The organism is Dietzia papillomatosis NBRC 105045, from assembly GCF_001570845.1.
Lineage (GTDB): Bacteria > Actinomycetota > Actinomycetes > Mycobacteriales > Mycobacteriaceae > Dietzia > Dietzia cinnamea.
Genome location: NZ_BCSL01000005.1, coordinates 124,521 through 144,570, shown reverse-complemented (window position 1 = coordinate 144,570; position 20,050 = coordinate 124,521). Strand labels below are relative to the sequence as shown.

Annotated in this window: 17 protein-coding genes and 1 tRNA gene; 7 read left to right on the top strand and 11 right to left on the bottom strand. The window is 66.5% G+C overall.

The window, feature by feature from the left end:
- Nucleotides 1-352: 352 nt before the first annotated feature.
- The 5 genes from DPA01S_RS02970 to DPA01S_RS02955 form a co-directional block, all read right to left on the bottom strand.
- Nucleotides 353-838, bottom strand: a complete 486-nt coding sequence (locus DPA01S_RS02970) for a hypothetical protein (RefSeq protein WP_061230082.1) — start codon at nucleotides 836-838, stop codon at nucleotides 353-355.
- A 76-nt stretch (nucleotides 839-914) separates the two neighbouring features.
- Nucleotides 915-2,759 (bottom strand): ATP-binding protein, encoded by a 1,845-nt coding sequence (locus DPA01S_RS17535; RefSeq protein WP_311200970.1) that lies wholly within the window; start codon nucleotides 2,757-2,759, stop codon nucleotides 915-917.
- Entirely contained in the window at nucleotides 2,760-4,319 is a 1,560-nt protein-coding gene (locus tag DPA01S_RS17530; protein ID WP_311200971.1) for an ATP-binding protein, read from the bottom strand. It lies immediately after the preceding gene.
- On the bottom strand, nucleotides 4,319-5,017 hold the full coding sequence (locus tag DPA01S_RS02960; protein ID WP_061913921.1) for a DUF4194 domain-containing protein: 699 nt from the start codon (nucleotides 5,015-5,017) through the stop codon (nucleotides 4,319-4,321). The genes DPA01S_RS17530 and DPA01S_RS02960 overlap by 1 nt, the downstream gene beginning before the upstream one ends.
- Nucleotides 5,014-6,447 (bottom strand): DUF3375 domain-containing protein, encoded by a 1,434-nt coding sequence (locus DPA01S_RS02955; protein WP_061913919.1) that lies wholly within the window; start codon nucleotides 6,445-6,447, stop codon nucleotides 5,014-5,016. Before DPA01S_RS02955 ends, DPA01S_RS02960 begins: the two co-directional genes overlap by 4 nt.
- An 825-nt stretch (nucleotides 6,448-7,272) precedes the next feature.
- Here DPA01S_RS02955 and DPA01S_RS16235 point away from each other — a divergent pair.
- Complete coding sequence (locus tag DPA01S_RS16235) at nucleotides 7,273-8,028, top strand: DNA-methyltransferase (protein WP_083961554.1); 756 nt, start codon at nucleotides 7,273-7,275, stop codon at nucleotides 8,026-8,028.
- Nucleotides 8,018-8,851, top strand: coding sequence for a DNA adenine methylase (locus DPA01S_RS17525; RefSeq protein ID WP_198150707.1), 834 nt, complete (start codon nucleotides 8,018-8,020; stop codon nucleotides 8,849-8,851). Before DPA01S_RS16235 ends, DPA01S_RS17525 begins: the two co-directional genes overlap by 11 nt.
- On the opposite strand, the gene DPA01S_RS16695 is transcribed toward DPA01S_RS17525, so the two are convergent.
- From DPA01S_RS16695 to eno, 6 genes are all read right to left on the bottom strand, one after another.
- Complete coding sequence (locus DPA01S_RS16695; protein ID WP_153038650.1) at nucleotides 8,798-10,828, bottom strand: hypothetical protein; 2,031 nt, start codon at nucleotides 10,826-10,828, stop codon at nucleotides 8,798-8,800. The genes DPA01S_RS17525 and DPA01S_RS16695 overlap by 54 nt on opposite strands.
- Nucleotides 10,829-11,051: 223 nt before the next feature.
- Nucleotides 11,052-11,125 (bottom strand) — tRNA-Leu (locus DPA01S_RS02950).
- A gap of 52 nt (nucleotides 11,126-11,177) precedes the next feature.
- A complete protein-coding gene (locus DPA01S_RS02945) occupies nucleotides 11,178-12,158 on the bottom strand; it encodes a Ppx/GppA phosphatase family protein (RefSeq protein WP_061913917.1) in 981 nt (326 codons plus the stop codon).
- Nucleotides 12,155-12,706 carry a DUF501 domain-containing protein gene (locus DPA01S_RS02940; protein ID WP_061913914.1) on the bottom strand — a complete coding sequence of 184 codons (552 nt, stop codon included), beginning with the start codon at nucleotides 12,704-12,706 and terminating at the stop codon, nucleotides 12,155-12,157. The genes DPA01S_RS02945 and DPA01S_RS02940 overlap by 4 nt, the downstream gene beginning before the upstream one ends.
- 1 nt (nucleotide 12,707) lies before the next feature.
- The gene (locus DPA01S_RS02935; protein ID WP_061913912.1) at nucleotides 12,708-13,616 is read right to left on the bottom strand and encodes an FtsB family cell division protein; all 909 of its coding nucleotides are present in this window, start codon (nucleotides 13,614-13,616) and stop codon (nucleotides 12,708-12,710) included.
- Between the two features lie 19 nt (nucleotides 13,617-13,635).
- Nucleotides 13,636-14,913: a phosphopyruvate hydratase gene (eno, locus tag DPA01S_RS02930; RefSeq protein WP_061913910.1), complete on the bottom strand. Its 1,278-nt coding sequence runs from the start codon at nucleotides 14,911-14,913 to the stop codon at nucleotides 13,636-13,638.
- A 314-nt stretch (nucleotides 14,914-15,227) separates the two neighbouring features.
- Here eno and DPA01S_RS02925 point away from each other — a divergent pair, with 314 nt between their 5' ends.
- The 5 genes from DPA01S_RS02925 to DPA01S_RS02905 all read left to right on the top strand — a co-directional run bounded on the left by DPA01S_RS02925 (nucleotide 15,228) and on the right by DPA01S_RS02905 (nucleotide 19,874).
- The gene (locus DPA01S_RS02925; RefSeq protein WP_061913908.1) at nucleotides 15,228-15,863 is read left to right on the top strand and encodes a DUF433 domain-containing protein; all 636 of its coding nucleotides are present in this window, start codon (nucleotides 15,228-15,230) and stop codon (nucleotides 15,861-15,863) included.
- The gene (locus DPA01S_RS16690; protein WP_153038649.1) at nucleotides 15,860-16,321 is read left to right on the top strand and encodes a hypothetical protein; all 462 of its coding nucleotides are present in this window, start codon (nucleotides 15,860-15,862) and stop codon (nucleotides 16,319-16,321) included. The genes DPA01S_RS02925 and DPA01S_RS16690 overlap by 4 nt, the downstream gene beginning before the upstream one ends.
- Before the next feature lie 47 nt (nucleotides 16,322-16,368).
- On the top strand, nucleotides 16,369-16,998 hold the full coding sequence (locus DPA01S_RS02915; protein ID WP_061913904.1) for a MerR family transcriptional regulator: 630 nt from the start codon (nucleotides 16,369-16,371) through the stop codon (nucleotides 16,996-16,998).
- A 259-nt stretch (nucleotides 16,999-17,257) separates the two neighbouring features.
- A complete protein-coding gene (locus DPA01S_RS02910) occupies nucleotides 17,258-17,989 on the top strand; it encodes a hypothetical protein (RefSeq protein ID WP_061913902.1) in 732 nt (243 codons plus the stop codon).
- Between the two features lie 292 nt (nucleotides 17,990-18,281).
- Entirely contained in the window at nucleotides 18,282-19,874 is a 1,593-nt protein-coding gene (locus tag DPA01S_RS02905; protein WP_232302977.1) for a DEAD/DEAH box helicase family protein, read from the top strand.
- Nucleotides 19,875-20,050: the final 176 nt, after the last annotated feature.

Below are 20,050 nucleotides of genomic sequence, written 5' to 3'. Positions count from 1 at the left end.
ACGACGACCTCACAGTCACCGTCTCGCGGGGCTCGCTGCCCATTTCGGGGCAACTTCTCCAGTGTAAGTCTCCCGGCCGCCCCAGTCAAAACCAGGACCGCCGCTCACCTACTCCGGCTCGCCACCTGCTCGCTGGGCCGTCTCTCTCGTTCCGGCCCCGCTCCCTGGCGGCTCCGATAAAGTTACACGGGCCTGTCTGCAAAGCAAAATCGCGGCCGTTTGTCCAGGTCAGCGATAGTTTCGGCGCGTGGGCCTTCAGCTACGCCCTGACGCGCCTTCGGCTCGTGGATTCTCCGCGACAGGGAAAGTCCGTGGAATCGGCCATGATCATTCGGGCGGTGGGCGACCCGTCTCATTCGTCAATGGTGAGGTCGTCTGCCACGGCCGTCAGGTAGACGTTGACCATCCTCTGCCGACGCTGGGTCGCGAGTATGGCGTGGCGTAGACCCGGATCGATGTCGACCACGTGAAGCTCGACGCCGAAGGCGCTGGCGGCATGCTTGACCCAGCCGGTGATCGACGACCGCGCTTCCTCGCTCGCGAACACGATGATCGGCCGAACGTCGCTGTAGTCCGGTTCGCTCCGAAGTAGCGCGAGCTTCAGAACGTCTTGGGCGATCTTCTTGAGCTGGCCGCCCTTGAGCCTTCCCTGTCGCGCGTACGCCTCCACCGCGAACTTCCCGTCTTCGCTCCGAGCGTCGAGGTGGATGCGCACTCCCCCGCTGAGCGTCAGCGATCCCCCACGGACCAGCGCCACTTTGAGCTTGGTCGCCAGGGCGTCGACGATCGCGATCTCGGCATCCCTCTGGACTGCCGAGTCGCTCTGATGTGGGGCCATGAAAGCCAACCTACTGCCGCCGACGGCCAGATAGCGCGCGACGAACTGACTGAGATCGGCCCTTTCGGGCCGCTCCTCAGCCCAGCCCGTTCTGCTTCTGGTACTCCTCGGTCGTCATCTGCACGAGCCGCGAGTAGCGGCCCTCCACGTTGTCGACGTAGCCGATCGTCCGCACGTACGGAGCGATCACGTGCACCTTCTGCAGCGGGGTCACGATGAGCAGCTGGATACCCAGCTTGGCGAACAGCTCCAGCGCGTAGCGGGTGGAAGCATCCGAGCCGCGGCCGAAGGCCTCATCGATCACCGCGAACCGGAAGTCGCGCGCCTTGGCCGCTCCCCACTCCAGGCCGAACTGATAGGCCAGCGACGCGGCGAGGATGGTGTAGGCCAGCTTCTCCTTCTGCCCGCCCGACTTGCCGTCGGAGTCGCGGTAGTGCTCGAACTCCCGGTCCGTCTCGCGGTCGCGCTCGGAGGCGGAGAAGGTGAACCAGTTGCGCACATCGGTGACGCGCAGTCGCCATGCGCGATCTGATTCGCTGTGACCCTCGCGGCCGCGGAGCCGCTCGAGGATCGCGCGCACCTGCTCGTAGCGGCCCTCGGAGTACTGCCCGTCGCCGCCGAACGCGTCGTCAGTGATCCCACGCAGGTCGGCGCGGAACTGGCGCACCTCCTGGTTGACCGTGTTCTCGCAGTCCAGGCGGACGAACCGCCCCGGGTTGAAGTCGATCGCGCCCAGCGCCTCGTTGGTCTTCTCGATCTTCTGCCCGATGTCATCGGCCTGACGCAGCAGCCAGTTATGGAAGCCGGCGAGCTCGCGGATGGTGTTCTTGCGCAGCTGGCTCTCGAACTCGTCGACGAAGCGAGGGAGGTCGTCGTCGGCCAGTCGAGCGTGGAACCGCACGTACTCAGCGCGGGCGGCTACGGCCGCGTCCATCTCCTTGGTCTGCTCCGGCCAGGTGCGACGGATCTCGGCCATGGCCTGGTGGATCCGCGTGGTGAGGCCGTTGAGTTCGCGCTGGGCGCGCTCGAGGTCGGCGTCGATCGCATCCGACAGCGCCGCCTCGGCGGAATGGGCCTCGTCAGCGGTCTGGGCCAGCTCGGCACCGGGGTCCTCGCCGTAGCCGAGCCGCTCGCGCAGCCGCGGGTACACCTCGCGCGCCGACTCGAGCAGGGCCTCGTCCAGCTCGCCGAGCACGCGCTGGTCGCGGGCCATCTGGCGCTGCTCGTGGTCGATGCTGCTCTGCCATCGGCTGCGGTGGTCGGACAGCTCCCGCTCGTCGTCGGCCACGGTGGCGGCGCGGGCGTCGAGGTCGGCGATCCGCTGGTCGATCTCGGACAACTCGTCGCTGCCGCGGACCAGGCGCAGTCGCTCGGCCTCGGCGGAGTCGGCGCGCTGCTGGGCCTCGGCCCAGTCCAGGTCCCGCCAGGACGGGTACTCGGCCAGCCGCACCAGCGCCGTGCGTGCCTGGCCGGCGTCGTTCTGCTCGCGGGTCGCGGCGTCCAGGCGGGCGGCCAGCTCGGCGACCTCGGTCTCGAGCCGGGCGCAGCGCGCCCGCAGCGCGTCGACCTTGTCCTCGTTGCGCCAGCCCAGCACCCAGTTCCGGGCGTCGGTGGTGGAGCTGCGGTCGTCCTTGACGTGCCGGTTACGGGAGCGGATCTGCCCATGCACGGTCACGGCGCGGTCGGCGCGGCGGAACTCCTCCATGGTCTGCGCGCAGAGGTGGTCGGCGCGGGCGTAGAGCTCCTTGGCCAGGTAGCCGCGCAGCGCCGAGTCGGCGATCTCCACGGTGTCCGCGAGCAGCAGCCCGTCGGTCTGGGGCCGCTGCAGCGGCACGTGCTTCTCGGGGACCCGCTCGTAGACCAGCCGTACGCCCACCTCGCGGCCGTCGGCGCGGCGGGAGGTGAGGCGGCGAGAATCCACTCACTCGGCCACGTCGGCGTAGTGCTCCTGCGGCACGAGCAGGGACAGGGCGAATCCGCGCAGGACGCGTTCCGCGGCGCCGCGCCACTGGGCGTGCTCGGCGGCGATGTCCATCAGCTCGCCCGCAAAGGGCAGCTCGGCGGCGTCCAAGCCGAGTTCAGCACACAGCTGCGCGCGCACCTGCAGCTGTTCGGTGGGCAGGTTGCTGGTCCGTCCGGTCAGCCCGCTCAGCTCCTGCTGCACCTCGCGCAGCTGCCGTTTGCGCTCGCCGTGTTCCATGACCAGCGCGTTGTGGCGGGTGGCCAGGTCGACGCCGTGGGAGTCCAGCTCGGCCTCACGTGCGGCGATCGCCTCGGGCAGGCGGGTGAAGGCCGCCTCGTCGGTGACGGGGTCCAGGCCGGCGCGGGTCACCGCGTCGGTGAACCGATCCCGACGACGACGACGATCTTCCAGCTGCTCCCGGGCGGCGGCGGCATCTCGCTCCAGGTCGCCTATGCGGTTGCCGCCGGATTCGGCGCGCGCGGTGACCAGGGCCTCGCTCTCGGTGGCCAGCTCCCTTGCCTTCTCCCGGAGGCGGACCACCTCGGTGTTGGCGGAGGCGACCTCGGTGGTCAGGGTGTCGATCTCGGCCTGGCGCAGGGCGAGGCGGAGCTCAGCGAAGTACGGGCGCAGTGCCAGGCGCTCCTCGCGCAGCCGTTCGCGGCGCTCGAGCGCGGTGTCGTAGGTGTGGATCTGCTCGACCAGCGGTTCGAGGGCGGCGAGCTGGGTGCGGGCGCGGGTGACGGCGTCGTGGGCGCGGGTGAGGTCCTCGAAGTGGCGCAGGATGCCCTCGATGCGGGCGGAGGCGTCCACGGGTTCGAGCATGTGCGTGCGGACGAACTCGTTGAGGTCGCCGACGGACTTCATGGAGATGGTCTGGTGGAACAGTTCCATGGCCTGCTCGGAGCGGATGCCCAGCAGGCGGCGCATGGCGCGCCCGTAGGTCGGGAAGTCCTTGTGCACCACGGCCCCGCTGTCGCGCAGGCGGGTGATGAGGGCGCCGAGGTCGGAGCCGAAGCCGGTGAAGTCCGGGTCGATGGACAGGGCCCGGTCGGCGGTGATGAAGCGCCGCCACGGCTGGCCGGTGGCCTCCTGCTGCTGGAAGACCTGGGCAAGGGTGACTTCCTCGCCGTACCCCTCGTTGCGGAAGACGCCGAGGATCACCGAGTACGAGTGGCCGTCGCGAAGCCCGACCGAGCGGACGCTGCCGGTGGCCTCGTTGCGCTCGGTCTTGTGGTGGCCCTCGACGTACGAGCGCAGGGTGCGCTCCTTGCGGGCGGCGCCGGCGGCCTTGTTGTAGTCGATCCGGTGCGAGGGCAGCATGAGCGTGCTCACCGCGTCCACCAGGGTGGACTTGCCGCTTCCGATGTCGCCGGTGAGCAGCAGGGTCTCCCCCGCCGGCTCGAGGTTCCATACCCGGGAGTCGAAGGTGCCCCAGTTGAGCACCTCGAGGCGGGCCAGGCGGAAGCCGGGGCGCTCGCCTCCGCCCAGCTCCACCGAGGAGAACAGGCCGCTGGTCATCAGATGTCCTCGCTCGCGTGGTGGGCGCTGTCATGGGTCTCGGCCGCGTCGGCGCCGGCGGTGCTCTCGTCCGCGGCGCCCGCGTCGGCGTACTCGGCGAGCTTGGCCGAGAAGTCCGAGAGCGTCTCGGCGTCCACGTAGGCCTTGAGGATGCGGCGCACCTCCCACTCCCCCTTGCGGTCCTTGAGCTGGCGCAGGAAACCCATGCCCACGAGCCGGTTGATGGAGGCGTCGATCTGGTGCTGCTCGCGCGCCTCGTCGGTGCTGCGGTGAAGGAAGAGCTGGATCAACTCCACGATCTCGTCGTGGGTGAGTACCAGTTGCCCGGGATCACCGGCCGACTCGAACTCGGCCAGGCGCTTGCGCAAGAGGACCAACAGGAGACTGTCGGCGTACGTCAGGGTGCGGCGGCGGATCACCCGGGGAAGAGCGTTCTCGCCCTCCGGGGTGTCGGCGGTGCGCAGGTATGCGTAGCCCTCGTCGTCGTCGACAACAACCTCAAGCCCTACGACGGCGAAGTGGTCACGGACGGCGCCCTGGTGGCGCACCAGGTCGTCCCAGGCGTCGGACTCCTGGTACACGACGCCCTGCATGAGGCGGATGGCGCTGACCGCCACGGCGCGCTCGGGGGTGACACGGCCGGCGGCGACACGGTCCCCGACGGCATGGTCGGCGGTGCTGGATCCGGAGGCGGTCATCGGCGGGTGACCTCCACCCGCGGCATCGTCGCGCGCATGTGCCTGCCCGCCTCGTGGTACTCGATCACGGTCTCCTCATGCTCGTGGGTGGTCACCTCGAGATCGTCCTCGTCCAGCGCCAGGTAGCCGACGATCTCCGCCGCGCCGTGCTGGAGCGGGTACAGGGAGATGATGTCCTCCAGCCGCGCGGTGCCGTGAACCGGGATCAGCGACCGGATGCGGGTGGCCAGGCGCGCGGGGTCCACCACGACCTGGTTGGCCAGCACGGAGGTGTCGACCTCCTCGGCCTCGACCGGCTCCAGGTCACTATTGACCTCGGAGGCCGGACGGACGGTGAACAGGGGGCGGTCGGTGGGCAGCGCAACGTCGATGCTGGTCTCCTCGAGCTCCAGCCCAGAGCTCGGCAGCTCGCCCTCGCGGAGGTGCAGGGCGGTGGTCTCGATCTGGCGCACCAGGTCCAGCACGCGCCGATTCTCCAACCACACCTGGTCGTCGGTGAAGCGGCGCAGCTGCTCGGAGATGCTGCGGACCGTGTGCTGGGTGCGCTCGGCGGCCTCGGCCCAGCTGTGGTGGACCGTGCGCAGACGGCGGTCGGCGCCGACCTCCTCGATGCCCGTCATGCGATCCAGCAGCATGGACAGCTCCTCCTGGCCCGAGGTGGACAGCAGCAGGTCGTAGAAGGCCTGAAAGCTGCGGCCCTGGTCGGAGGAGTCGATCATGCTGCGGCCGTGGACGAGCTCGGCCAGCAGCTCACCCTTGCTGCCCTGCCACGTGGCGATGCGCTCGCGCGCCGAGCGGTCCAGGGCGCGGAAGTTCTCCTCCACCTGGCGGAAGTCGGCCAGCAGTTCGCGGGCAGTGGTGGCGAACTGCTGGTAGCGCTCGCGGACCGCGGTGCGGTCCAGCAGGCCTGACTGCGGATCCTGGCGGAGCTGGTCGATCTCCCGCTCGATGTCCTGCTTGCGGCGCTCGAGCTGGTCCAGGCGCTTGGCGGGATCGGACTCAGTGCCCTGCGCGATCTGACGCAGCAGGTCCACCGCGGTCTGCAGGCGCGACTCCGTGCCCACGAAGGAGGTTTCGGCAAGGCCCTGCACCCAGGCGTAGGCCTTCTCCAGGGCCGGGGTGGCGTCGTAGTGGATCTCGTCCGCGCCCAGCGGATAGAAGCGGCGCAGGAAGCCCGCCTCCGGGCCGGCCCAGTCCGCCAGGTACTCGGCGGCCGTGCGCAGGAACCGCGGGTTCTCCGGATCCTGGGCGTTGATGGCGTAGAGCTGATCGTCCAGCGCCGCGACGAGCTCCCCCTCGGAGCTGGCGCCCCGGCCCTCCTCCACGAAGAACCGGCACAGCACCGTGAGCAGCAGCGGCGCGTGCGTGGCGCGCAGCATCCGCCAGGCGGGATGCCGCTCGCGCAGCGCCTCGATCTGCGCATACTCCACGTGGGGCTCCTCGCGGTGGGTGGACTGTCGGTGACGGCGGCTCGTGCGCCGAGGGGACAGTCTAGGAGCGGGGGGTGATGAGGCCGCGGCGGGGCGAAGGGAGATGGTCACCATGCTGACTATTACGACGTCATCGGCAAGGAAGGCGTTCACCCGTCGCGGGCCTTCCGCGGGGACAACGCCGAGGTACGCCGCCTCGTGGTCGTCCGGGCAAGCCTAAGACCCGCGACGGGGATCGGGCGCAGCGTGGCCGCAGCCTAAGGTCGATTCGCACAAAACGAGGAGGACGGAGAGCCCGCCAATCCGTGCGCATCGGCTGGGTAGCTTATCGACGGGGGCTGGCGGGTCGGGCCACCGCATGAGCCCGTACGCGATCACCTCGTGCGTAAGAACCGGCCTGAGTGGGGTGATAGCCCGAAGACATTGACGCTGCAGCTTTCTGCGACGTCCAACGCCCAAATCGCCTACTTCGCACCGCGTCGATCTCGCCCCGAGGGCCTGCTCGTAGAGGCAACTCGGGGCACTCTAAGATTGGCGCGCTAGCTTCAAGAGAAGCGAGAAGCAGATCCTACCGATAAGCAGCTTGCCAGACGTAGCGCCCGACCCGCGCGGCGGGCGGCGCCCGGTCAGTGAGGACGGACACACACCTCCCGCGGTCGGGTCGCGCCACACATCCTATGTCATACCCGTGCGATATAAAGGCCCTGATCTCACCCGTCCAGAACACCAAGAAAACGGCCGACCCTTAGGGAGGAACCTTCTTTGAAACTATATAAGTCCCCGGACCAGCAAGTTAACCTGATCAATGGTGACGCTATTAGGTCCATGGCGGACTTGAAGGACGACTCCTTTGACATCGCCATCGTCGACCCCCCATACGGAGCAAGTACACAAACCAACTGGAATTTACCCGCCGAGCACGACTTAAAGCGCTTTGGCGGAGAGTGGAAGATCGCCGGACACGCGTGGGACCTGATAACCGCCGCAGACAGCTTTAAATTGACAATTGCATACCTCACCCAAGTCCAGAGGTTGGTCCGAGACACAGGATCAATCTTTATTCACTCGACTTATCACAACTCGGGGTTCGTGAATGTGGCATGCCAAGCGCTCGGCCTTGAGATAATCAATGAAATAGTCTGGTATAAGCGCAATTCATTCCCCAACCTTTCTAACCGGCGACTAACAGCAAGTCATGAAACAATTCTCTGGATCCACACCGGAGGCGAAAAAAACCGCCGATACCGCTTCAACTCAGACGTCGCAAAGAAAGCGTATTACCCAAACGACCAATTGAAGAAAGCCGATAGGCAAATGCGAACGGTCTGGGACATCCCTAACAATAAAAAACGAAGCGAAATTGCTCTCGGAAAACACCCGACTCAAAAGCCACTAGCGGTGTCCCAGCGGATGCTCTCAATTGCGGCCGAAGAAGGGAATCATCTCTTAGTCCCGTTTGCGGGTAGCGGCTCCGAAATGATCTCGGGAATTCGGGCGAACCTACGCGTTACCGGCTACGAGATAGACCCAGACTATTACGAGCTGGCGAAGCACCGAATCGAGGCAGAAATTGAGAACTGAGAACAAGCTCTTCCCTCCAGTCATCAAATGGAGTGGAAGCAAGAGACGAGTTGCCTGGCAGCTTGCCTCTATGGCCCCAAGTCACAACAGATACTTCGAGCCTTTCGTCGGAGGTGGGGCGCTGATTCCCGCAGTTAGGCCAGCGACTGGGAAAATCAGCGATTCTATGCCTGAGTTGATGTCTCTCTGGCAGGCGATCAGAGACGAGCCGACGGCGTTGGCCGAGAACTACGGCCTTCATTGGACGCGCCTCCAAAGAACTGGCCACGAATATTACTACCAGGTACGCGAGTCTTTCAATAAGTCAAAGACTCCGGCCGAACTCCTGTTTCTCTCTCGAACGTGCGTAAACGGGTTGATACGGTTCAACTCGCGAGGCGAGTTCAACAACTCGTTGCATCATAGCCGACCCGGAATTCACCCCGATACATTGACCCGCATAATTCATGAGTGGTCCTCGCTAGTAAAGAATCTAGAAACCAGTTGCGAAGACTACGAGCAGGCAGTCTCCGGGGCGACCGAAGGTGATTTCGTTTTCTTAGATCCGCCGTACGCCGGAACACGCGGCCGGTACCGGCCGGAGAAGTTTGATTTTGACCGGCTGTGTAGAGTTCTCAAGTCACTGACAGACCGAGGCGTCAAGTGGATGCTCACGCTCGACGGCACTGCGGGCGGAAGGGAATACCGCGAGAGCCTCCCCCCATTACCGTCTAAATACACTTTTGCTGTCAATACCGGCCACTCGCCCTTCACTCGACTTATGGGCTCGTCACTCGATCTCGTCAGCGAAAGCGTCCACCTTAATTTCGACCCACGGAGTTAGCGGCTCGGCAGCTGAAACAAAGGACCTTGCGGCGAGCCGCGCCGTCGAATTGGTAATAATGCGGATCAGACAAGCGCCACTTGAAGAGAATTCCATAGCGAGGAGCAAGTCTAGGTCGTGGCTTCGGAAAACGTGCAACGCCTCTTCCTTAGCGGAGTTCGCACAGTAGGCGCCTACCGCTAGTACGGGGGTATTCGCTAAGCCGGGATCTGGCCATACAATGTCAACACCTTTTGCCAGTCTCCACGGCTCTTCTTCGAACCGAAGTACTGTCGGCGAGTGTTCGATTAACTCCTCTAAGTATCGACGGAGCTTTTCCCCGATCCGGCTTTCGAAATCGACGGGGCGGTTTTTCGACTCCACGCTGAGAAGCGCGTTGCTCTCAACACTAGAGCGCACCTGCAAGACGTGGTCTGGTCGCTTCCTATGCGGTCCAGACACCCTTGGGAGTGAAACCCATCTGAACTCGGCTCCGTCAGTGGGGCCGAGCAAAGAAATTCCACTCCAGTCCCCTCCCGGTGGGTTACACATTCCCTCAAACATCGCCCCGCCGGACTGATTGACCAACTGCTTGATCACTGAATCGACATCATGCTCACCGTATGCCGTATTCCGCGAAGCCGCGGATAGAGACGGCACTGCGGAGTCCCTAAAGGGCGCCGAGACTCTGTTCGAATCAATATCCATTGGAAGCGGAGTATTGACCGCATCTACCAATGTGCGATCGGAAAGGGTTAAGACAGAAGCCCACAGGCCGTTGGCCCTGACCGCTTGCTCCGGCGTTTCTTTCGCCCGTTTGATTGACGCTAATGAACCGGGGCCGTAGACGATTGTCAAGATATCTACGTCGGGACCGAAGAGCATCCTAACAAGTGGCACAAGACCCCTGTCGGGGCGCGAATCGTCCCCTTTTGGTTTGAACCCTGCCACCAGGACGACTAACAGTGGGCCTTCGCCGTTCGTGACCCATGACCTAAATGGCCTCAGCGACTCATTCCGGTAGAATTCGTTTTCACGTAGATCTTCGATCAGCGAGGCTCGCGTAGTTTCCGGGATTATTCCGAAGGGCATCTCCGCAGAGGCGCATGCGACGCCGTGTTTTTGGAGCAGACGGTGGAGAAAGTCGAAAGAAGGCGTAGTAGGTATCGTCACCTTTTTACGCCATTCTATCCCTTTCCGAATTAGAGTTGCGATCCGCTCCTCTGACGACGCTGCGGCCAGAGTTCGCCACTCATCGGCCGAAATCTCCCTTTTTCTCCGACGTTCCGCCACAGAAACCACTGCTTCAAGCCCAGCTTGCTTAAGGGCGTTGACAGATTCCTCGAAATTCTCGCGGAAGATAACTGCCCGGACTAGAGCTGTGAGCGCCTTCACTGTGGGCAATGATGCCATCTCCTCCTTGAGCTCGTCACTAGCGGAGGGCGCTGGAAGATACACCGGAAGCGCGAAGGTGGCCGAAAACTCTGTTTGGGTTAGATAGGCCAAAGGAACCAGCGGATTGGGAAATCGGGGTGCCTTCAATATTCTATCCGAAGAGTGTTCGTGCCCTCCGACTTCGGATATATAAAGGTAAGGCATTCCCACTATCGCAGCGCTCAACGACCTGCCGCACCGCTGCCAAGCATTATTCCCAGCGGGCAAGGCACCGCAAAACTCAATCGCGAGGAGAATCTGCTCTTGTGATTCTTGCCCCAACGCGGTTCCATCGATTAGTTCTGTAATGACAGCGTCGGTTGCTTCGGGGAGGGGCGCTCCCAGTGCAGCAAGGTGGTCCTCTATCCCGAAGGACCACCTTCCGTAGCCCGGGAACATCGCGATCGCCAGCTGGCTCCCATCTTGCAGACTAACTATGTGCCTCGGCGCGTGAAGAGGAGCCGCATCCAGCTCCTGTGAATGAGGGCTGACGCTGTCGAGGATAAGATCGAACGCTCGGTAACATTCGACTATATTGTCCCCGTGAATCCGCAACTCACGCACAGTTCAACGACCGCCTTTCGAACCTGAAGAGTTACCCCCGAGAAGGATATACCTACAATCCGCTTGTGAGGGCGATATGGGTTTGAGTAGGTCCAGACCGCTTCGGCGTACGACTCACATAACCGTTCGGCGGACGGGTCAGGAGTTCGTGCTAGCCACGGCTCAGTGTCGATGATTCCCCTACCCGCCTTTGGATTAGCGCTCACGTGTAAGAACAACCAAGTGCCCCCAGTCGGACTCGAACCGACACTGAAACGGTTTTAAGCCGTCTGCCTCTGCCAATTGGGCTATGGGGGCGTGCCGACCCCGCCGGAGCGGGACCGAGTGGCGCGAGTAGCGCCGGGCCGAGCTAGCCGGCCAGGCGGGTCAGCACCGACATCGCGATGCCGTCCAGGATGTCCTTCTCACTCACCGTGAGCTCGGACAGCCCCGCGCGTTCTGCCATCACATCACACAACGCCTGCACGACGATCGCTCCCCCGCCGATCACATCCGCGCGGCCCGGGTGCATCGGCCCCAGACTGCGCCGCTCGGTCACGGACGAGGCCACTAGGCGGTCGCACACCTTGCGCATCCGATCCAGCGAGATGACGCTGCCGTGGATCCGCTCCGGGTCGTACTCCCCCAGGTTCTGCGCCAGCGCGCTCAGCGTGGTGAAGGTGCCGGCCACGCCCACCCACCGGGCGGCGCGGCCCACCGGGACATCGCCTGCCTCGGCCAACGCCGCGGCGATCACCGCGCGGGCCTCGGCGACCTCATCGGCCTTGGGCGGGTCCGAGTGCAGCACCCGCTCGGTGACCCGCACGCACCCGATGTCCAGGCTGCGGGCCCCCAGCAACCGCACCTCGCCGCCGACGAGCTCGCCCACAACGATCTCCGTGGACCCGCCGCCGAGGTCGGTCACCACGAACGGGCCATCCTCCGGCCGCAGATCCGAGACACCGCCGGCAAAGGTCAGCTCGGCCTCGGTCTGCCCGGAGATCACCTCGGCAACAGCGCCCGGGAAGTGGGCCCCCAGCACCTCGGCGGTCATGCCGAAGAACTCGTCCTTGTTGGTCGCGTCGCGGGTGGCGGAGGTGGCCACCATGCGCACCGATTGCACGCCGAGCTCGGCTATCGTGGCCACGTAGTCGGTGAGGGCCGTGCGGCAGCGGGAGATCGCCCCCTCGGACAGTCGCCCGGTCGCGTCGACGCCCTCGCCCAGGCGTATGATCCGCATCTCGCGCACCACGTCGGTCAGGCCAACTTCGCCGGGCACTCCCTCGGCGACGAGCAGACGGATGGAGTTGGTGCCGCAGTCGATCGCGCCGACGCGCACAGCAGCGGTCACTGCTCGTCCATGGCGAGGTAGTCGGGGATCCCCAACTCCTCGGGAGTGGGCCACTCGGAAGGCAGGGCGGTGCCGCGCAGCCCGGCCTCGCAGGCCAGCGCCACGGACTCGTCGCCCAGCCACACCACGCCCGGCCCCTCGGCCAGCGCGTACGCCATCAATACGTGCAGGCACTTGACGCGCTCGGGCATGCCGCCGCCGCTGAAGTCCGTGCCCAGGTCCTCGATCGCGTTCCGCTTGGCCAGATACCGCTCGTGCGCCTCGCGATAATTCGCGGCCAGGTCGGGCTCGGCGCCCAGCCTCGTCGTCATACCCCTCATGATCCCCGCGGATTCCTGACGGCTCGCCTCGGCGGTGAGCCGCGGATCGGTGAGGTAGTACAGCGTGGGGAACGGGGTGCCGTCCTCCAGCCGCGGCGCGGTCTTGACCACCCCGGGCCGCCCGTCGGGGCTGCGGTAGGACACCTCCAGCACCCCACGCGGCTGCCGGCCCAGCTGGGCCGCGATCGCGTCGAGATCTTCGCTGGACACGCTCTGTTCGGCGCTCACGCTAGGGGTTCTCCTGTGGTTGTTCCTGCACGCCGCCCGGGATGGGGGCGGCGGGGTCGTCACCGCCGGGCACGCCGTCGGGGACCACCGGTACGGGCGGGGTGTCGGGACCGCCGGGGATCGAGGTGCCCTCGAGCAGCGCCGAGCCCTCCGGCATGATCGGGTCGGTCGGCTCGGAGATCGACCGCCACACCCGCGTCTGCCACGGCAGCGCCGCGATCTCCGCCGCCCGCTGCTCCGCCGCCGCCTGCTCCACCGGATCCACCATGGACACCCGGTACGGCGTCTCCCCCGGCTTCACGGCGCCGAAGCGGATGCGGGCCTGCTGCTCGATGTACGCCGGGTCGGACAGCAACTCCTGCTCGGCCTCGAGCTCGGCGATCGTCGCCTCGATCGCGGCCCGTTCCTGCGCCACGGCCTTCTCGTCGCGCAGGAACTGGTAGTGGTTGCGCAACGGGAACGAGACCGTGACCAGGAGGATTATGGCGACGACGGCGAGGAGTCCGATCCGCCGCGGTGTGTAGTTCCGCGGGCCCAACAGGGTGTCGGACAGGTCTGTGCGCGTGGTGAGACGGTGGGCCTCCGGATGCGCGGTGGTGCCGACCCTGCCCGAGCGGGCGGACGCCGGGACGGGCCGGTCGCGTTCGCGGCTCGGCGTCCGCCGGCGGGGCGGGTGCCGGCGAGTGCCGTCGCCGGGTTGGTCGGTCCCGGCTCCTACGGCGCCGTCATCGCCTGCACCGCGGCCGCCGGCGCCGCGGGCGTCGACTCCGGTGCCGCGGCCGCCGGTGGTCCCACGGCCCGCCCCGGTCGCCCGGCGCCGGATGGCACCCGACGCCTCACCGGGCCGCCGGGACGACGCGCGATCGCGTGCGTCGCCCCGACGGTCCGAGGGGCGCGGTGGGCGGGCCATGAGCCCTCCTCTCGACTACTCAGGCCTTGTAACGCGGGAACGCGCCGGCGCCGGCGTAGCGGGCGGCGTCGCCGAGCATCTCCTCGATGCGCAGCAACTGGTTGTACTTGGCCACGCGCTCCGAGCGGGCCGGGGCGCCGGTCTTGATCTGGCCGCAGTTGCAGGCCACGGCGAGGTCGGCGATGGTCGTGTCCTCGGTCTCGCCCGAGCGGTGCGACATCATCGAGGCGTAGCGGTTGCGGTGGGCCAGGTCCACGGCGTCCAGGGTCTCGGTGAGGGTGCCGATCTGGTTGACCTTGACCAGCAGGGCGTTGGCCAGGCCCTTCTCGATGCCGTCGGCCAGGCGCTGCGGGTTGGTGACGAAGAGGTCGTCGCCCACCAGCTGGACCTTGTCGCCGATCATGTCGGTGAGGGTCTTCCAGCCGTCCCAGTCGTCCTCGTCGAGCGGGTCCTCGATCGAGACGAGCGCGTACTTGTTGACCAGCTCGGCGTAGACGTCGGCCATCTCGGCGGCGGAGAGCTGCTTGCCCTCGAAGTGGTACTTGCCGTCCTTGAAGAACTCGGTGGCGGCCACGTCCAGCGCCAGGGCGACGTCGGTGCCCAACTCGTAGCCGGCCTTGCCGATGGCCTCGACAATAAGGTCCAGCGCGGCCGTCGTGGACTCGACGGAGGGGGCGAACCCGCCCTCGTCACCCAGGCCGGTGGACAGGCCGCGGTCCTTGATGACGGTCTTGAGGTGGTGGTAGACCTCGGTGCCCATGCGCAGGGCCTCGCGGAAGGTCGGGGCGCCGATGGGGGCGATCATGAACTCCTGCACGTCGACGCCCGAGTCGGCGTGGGCGCCACCGTTAAGGATGTTCATCATGGGCACGGGCAGGACGTGCGCGTTGGAGCCACCGATGAAGCGGTACAGCTCGAGGCCCGAGGACTCGGCGGCGGCGCGGGCCACGGCCAGCGAGACACCAAGGACGGCGTTGGCGCCGACGGTCGACTTGTTGGGAGTGCCGTCCGCGTCGAGCAGGGCCTCGTCCACGAGGCGCTGGTCCTCGGCCGGGATGCCGATCACCGCGGGGGCCAGCACGTCGAGGACGGCCTCGACGGCCTTGGTGACGCCCTTGCCCAGGTATCGCTCGTCGGAGTCACGCAGCTCGACGGCCTCATGGGCGCCGGTCGACGCGCCGGAGGGCACGGCAGCGCGGCCGAACGAGCCGTCGTCCAGAAGCACCTCCACCTCGACGGTGGGGTTGCCTCGCGAATCGAGGATCTCCCGGGCTCCGACCTGCTCGATAAGCGCCATCTGTGCTCCTTGGGGGAAGTTCGTGGGTTCGGGTGCGTGGCCGGCGCCGCTAGGAGGTGGGCGCAGTCCGGGGCCCATTGTTCCACGAGCCTCTCCGCGGCGTGCCGAGGCGGCGCCGGGGGCGACAACGTGGACGTCGACCCACGCTTCACTGCTCGTCATCTACCCACGTTGCCAACGCAGCGTTCGCCTCACACAAGGGGCAAGATCTGCCCACTGACGCGGCAAGAGCAGCGGCGCGTTGCTCACCGGATGTCGTGGCTGGATGACACACTAGTAACAAGGAGATCGTCTACTGGCAGGGGTGAGGTGTGATGGCCTTTGACAAGGCACTTGCCTCATATCTGACCGGCGCAACCGAAGCGCAGCTGGCGAACTGGGCTCGCAAGGGTCTGCTGGTCCCGGAGATCGAAGACGGCCGACGCCGCCTTTACTCGTTCAGAGACCTACTTGCGTTGCGGACGATGGCCAAGCTTCGTAGCAAGGTATCCCTCCAGAAGATTCGTCGCGCATTCGACACGATGTCGGAACTGGAGTTGACCGACCATCCGTCGAAGTACACCCTCGTGGCACACGAGGATTCGATACGTTTGGTCGAGGATTCAGACGACGAAGGCCACATAGTCACAGACTTGGTGCGGGATCGAACCCAGACCGTCCTCGTCTCGTTGGACGACGTAATGGCACCCTTCACCAACTTCCGCGGGGACAAGGTCGTTGATTTCAGGAGACCACGGCCTCACCTTGAAGTGCGCGAAGGCCGAATGGGCGGCGTCCCTACGGCTGAGGGGACTCGCGTTACTTTCGACTCGATCGCTCGGCTGCTCGAGTCTGGGGAGGTCGCTCCTGAGCGAATTGCCGACTTCTACCCGACGGTCTCATTGGAAAGCGCACTCGATGCCGTCGACTTCGCTCGGCACCTACACCCTGAGCGGCAGGGCGCAGCGTGAAGTTCGTCGTTGACGAGAACGAGATCGCACTTCTAGTCGAACCACTCAGACTGCTCTTCCCGGAGCATGAGTGGTTTCACGTCCGCGAGCTTGGCCTCATTGACATGGACGACGTGGATGTCTTCTACGGTCTCGCAAAGGTCAACGCCACTGCTCTGATTACCCGAGACGTCGCACAACTTCGCAGGACCGATGAGTGGCGAACCCTCGACACTCTCGGAATTCACTGGATCGGCCATTCCGAGCCGAAGGGCTCGGGATCGAGGATGGCCGCCCGGGTAATCTCCAATTACACATCCGCGATGCCCCACGTCATCGAAGCAATACCTCAAGTGTCTAGGGCGTGCTCCTTCCGGGTCAGGGGTCGAGCGGACGATTTCGGTTCGTGCCTAGGCGTTCGCGAATTGAGCACGGGATCGGAAGTCAAGTTCGATCGCGCTGGGAAACGGAACCCATAGCCTGCCACCCTTGACCTTGTCACAGTGTCAAGGTTGATGATCGAGGCATGAGAATCGGTCAGGTCGCCCAGATCGTCGGCGTCAGCGCACGCAGCATCCGGCACTACCACCGGCTCGGAGTGATCGCAGAGCCCGCCAGGACCGCCGGCGGGTACCGCGAATACGACGTCGCCGACCTCGCCCGCATCGCACGGATCGCCTTCTTGTCCGACTCCGGCGTACCGCTCAAGGAGATCGCAGCCCTCCTCGAACCTCAGGTCGGCGACCCCGCGACAGACCTCGCCGCGATTCGCGACGGCATCGACGAGAGGATCACCGCCCTCACCCGCCAACGCGATCGCCTGGACGCCATCGCACAGCGCGCGGCCGCCGGGTTGCCCCCGGGCCTCCTGCCCGAACCCGTCGCCCGCGCCCTCGACCTGTGTCGGTCCGAAGCGAGCGACGATCCCGACCTCGAAGCCCTCGTCGACCTCGAGCGCGACATGCTCGACCTCGCAGCCCTCCGCGGCGAGCTTCCCGACGAACTCGCCACCGCGTATGCCGCCCTCGCGACTAACGGCGATCGGCGCCACAGGTACCTCGACCTCCTCGCTGGCTTTCACCGCATCGAGGGCCGACGTCCGGCCGACGTCCGAACGACGTCGAGCCGGAGATCGCCCGGTTCGTTGAGAGTCTGATCGCCGACCCGACCATCCGCTCGATCATCACCGGCGCCTCGTCCGACTTCGACGACTCGATCACCGGACCCACGCTCGAGCAGCTCCTCCCCGACCCGGCACAGCGCGAGGTGCTGCGCCGCACGTTCAGCGCCCTGGGAGTCGAGCTATTAACAGCAGACTGATTCCGCTGATCGCCCTCGTCGTCGTCGCCACCGACGCCGTACTCCTGGCGACCGGCACGATCGGGCCTGCCGCCGCTCTCGCCCTCTTCCTCATCGTGGAGGTCCCGATCGGCGCGCTCGCCGTCACCGGCTACGTCCGCCGATACCGCGCGCACCGCGCACGCACCGAGACCCGACGCGACGCCCTGCGTGCCCTGGCCGCCGACGACCCCTACCTACGCCTTGGCGCGGCCGAGGCCCGCACCATCGCATCGCTCGCGCGCTGGGTGACCCTGCGTCCCGACGTCCCCGCCGGCGCGGTGCCGATCGGCTACGCGCGCGGCACGCTCGGCAAGCCGATCGCGCTCTCCGTCGCGGCGACCATCGAGCTCGTGGCCGTCCATCTGCTGGTCCCGTGGCCCGTGGTCCGGTTAGTCCTGGACCTGCTCGGGATCTACGGGCTCCTCATGGTGCTGGGGTGGCTGGCCGGGCGGATCGTGCGGCCGCACATCCTCGGCGGGGGCGTGCTGACCCTGCGCAGTGGGCCGCACGTCTGCGCGCGCATACCACTCGACGCGGTGGCGGACGTGCGGCAGGAGCGGCGGCTCTCCCCCACCAACGCCGAGATCACCGGTGACGACGACTGCGGTGGCGCGCTCGTGTTGCCCGGGCCGGACGGGACGAACCTCAGCCTCACGCTCTCGCAGTCCGTCGCGGCGTCGGTCCCGGACTTCGGGTGGCGGGCGCCCACGTTGCGGGAGGTGTCCGTGGTGCGGTTGCAGGTCGACGACCCGGAGGCCGCGGTGCGCGCCGTGCGGTTGGAGGCTCGGGCACCGACGGCGACGTAGTCGACCCCTAGAGTGAGCCAGGCCCCGCCAGGATTACCCAGGAGATCACCGTGGACTCACCCGTCGTCGTCCCCGCCCGCACCAGGGCAGAGATCTGATGGCGACCCGGTCCCCACGTAAGACCTCCACCAGGCGCAAGACGAGATCCACGAGGGCGGCGACGGCGAAAAGCGCGAGCTCCACGCGGGCGACGTCGGCCAAGAAGTCCAGCGCGGCGACGGCGGTTCCGGCGATCCCGCCCGGGCAGCGGGTATGGCTGCTGGAGCTCCCGTGGGGAGGGCTGGGCGCCGGGATGCCAGCCGGGGTCACCTACTACAAGTCGCTCACGGCGCACGCGTACGTCGGCACGGCGCTGCCCGCGGCGCTGGAGCCCTACGCCAGCAAGCCGTTCTCCTACCTGCGGTGGCGGGAGGACGAGCTCAACGGCAGCACGGCCCCAGGTGCGACCGCCGCACCGATGACGCTGCGCCCGGAGCAACGCGCCGACGTGGACGCGATCTCCACAGCCGCCGAGCGCGGGTTCCGGCAGGTTCATCTGGCGAACGATGTGGGCACCGGCAAGACGCTGGTGGCGGTGGCCGCAGCGAAGGCCATCGCGTCGATGCGCGGCGCCCGCACCATCCTCGTGACGGTGGACCGGCCAGCCCGCATCACCATCCCGTCATGGCGCCGCACCATCGCCGCCCTGGGTGACGACGGCCTGCGTTGGATCATCATGTCCTCCGACAGCCTCGGCAAACTGATGGCCCGGAACGGGCGCCCGCGGCTGAAAGTCGACGTCGCGGTAGTCGACGAGGCCCACCAATTCCGTTTCGACAGCAAACGGACCAGCTACATGCGGCGACTGACTCGCATGGACGGACCGCACGAGAATGCCCCGTTCGTCCTGACGATCACCGCCACGCCGGGGCATCACCCGGGCGAATGGGGCTACATGTCGTCGCTGTACGCCCAGGTACACGGAGATCCACCGGCCCAGTGGATGGACTTCGGTCGAGCGCTGGCCGACCGGGGCGTGCCCCTGGAACCCTCCTACGGCAAGTGGACGTGGAGCGCGGAGGCCAAGGAGTCGCTGCAGACGCAGCAGGCCGCCATCAGCGACGTGCGCGACATCCTGCTGCGGCACGATCCGCCGCTGATGCTCACCCGGTCCGCCCCGTGGGGGCCGCCGCCCTTCGACGTGGACCTGGTGGAGCTGACCCCGGACCAGTGGCGGGCCTACGAACTGGAATGGGGCGACTTCCAGCGCGAGATGCAGCTGGCCCGGACGGGCAACAACGTCGCCCGCGGACTGGCCGCCCTGGTGCGGCTGCGTCAGAAGGCGTCGATGATTCGCGTTGAGCACACTGTGGCCGCGGCCAAGGCCGAACTCGCCCGCGGCTACCAGGTGCTCATCGCCACCGAGATGGTGTCCACGGCCGCGCACCCCGTGGCCGAGATGCTCGAGGCGGACGGCATCCCGGTGGCGCGGATCTACGGCTCCAATCCGGAGGCCGAGGCCGAGCGGATGCGCTTCCAGCGGGGCGAGGCGCCGGTGGTGGTGTTCAACACGCCCACCGCGATCAACCTGCAGGCGGGCGAGCAGTTCGCCGACGGATCGTTCGCGACCGACACCCCGCGCCGGGGCTTCTTCCATCAGGCCCGCTACAGCGGTCTCCTGGCCGAGCAGACGATGGGCCGCGCGCACCGGAACCACCAGGTCTGTTCCTGGTCACTCCTGGCGGCGGCGGGGACGATCGAGGAACGAGCCGGCACGGTCATGCTGTCCCGCCTCATCGCGTCGGCGACCAGCACCGACGCGGATGCGTCGACGTTCTCCGAGGTGGCCCGGGTCTTCGGTATCGACTGGATCCCCGCCGCGCGGCTGGCGGACGAGCTCAGCTAGGACAAGTTTCTCTCGCTGGCACGTAGCTGCTCGGGGCGGCGCTGGCGGCTCCTCCGGCGACGAGCGGGCCGGTTCTGGGGCCATCGCCGTCACCCACGATGCGTGGGCGTGCTGGTCGCCGCGCGCACTCCGAAGTACAACAAGGCTCGGCTCCTCTGAGAGAGCCCTCGCCGGCT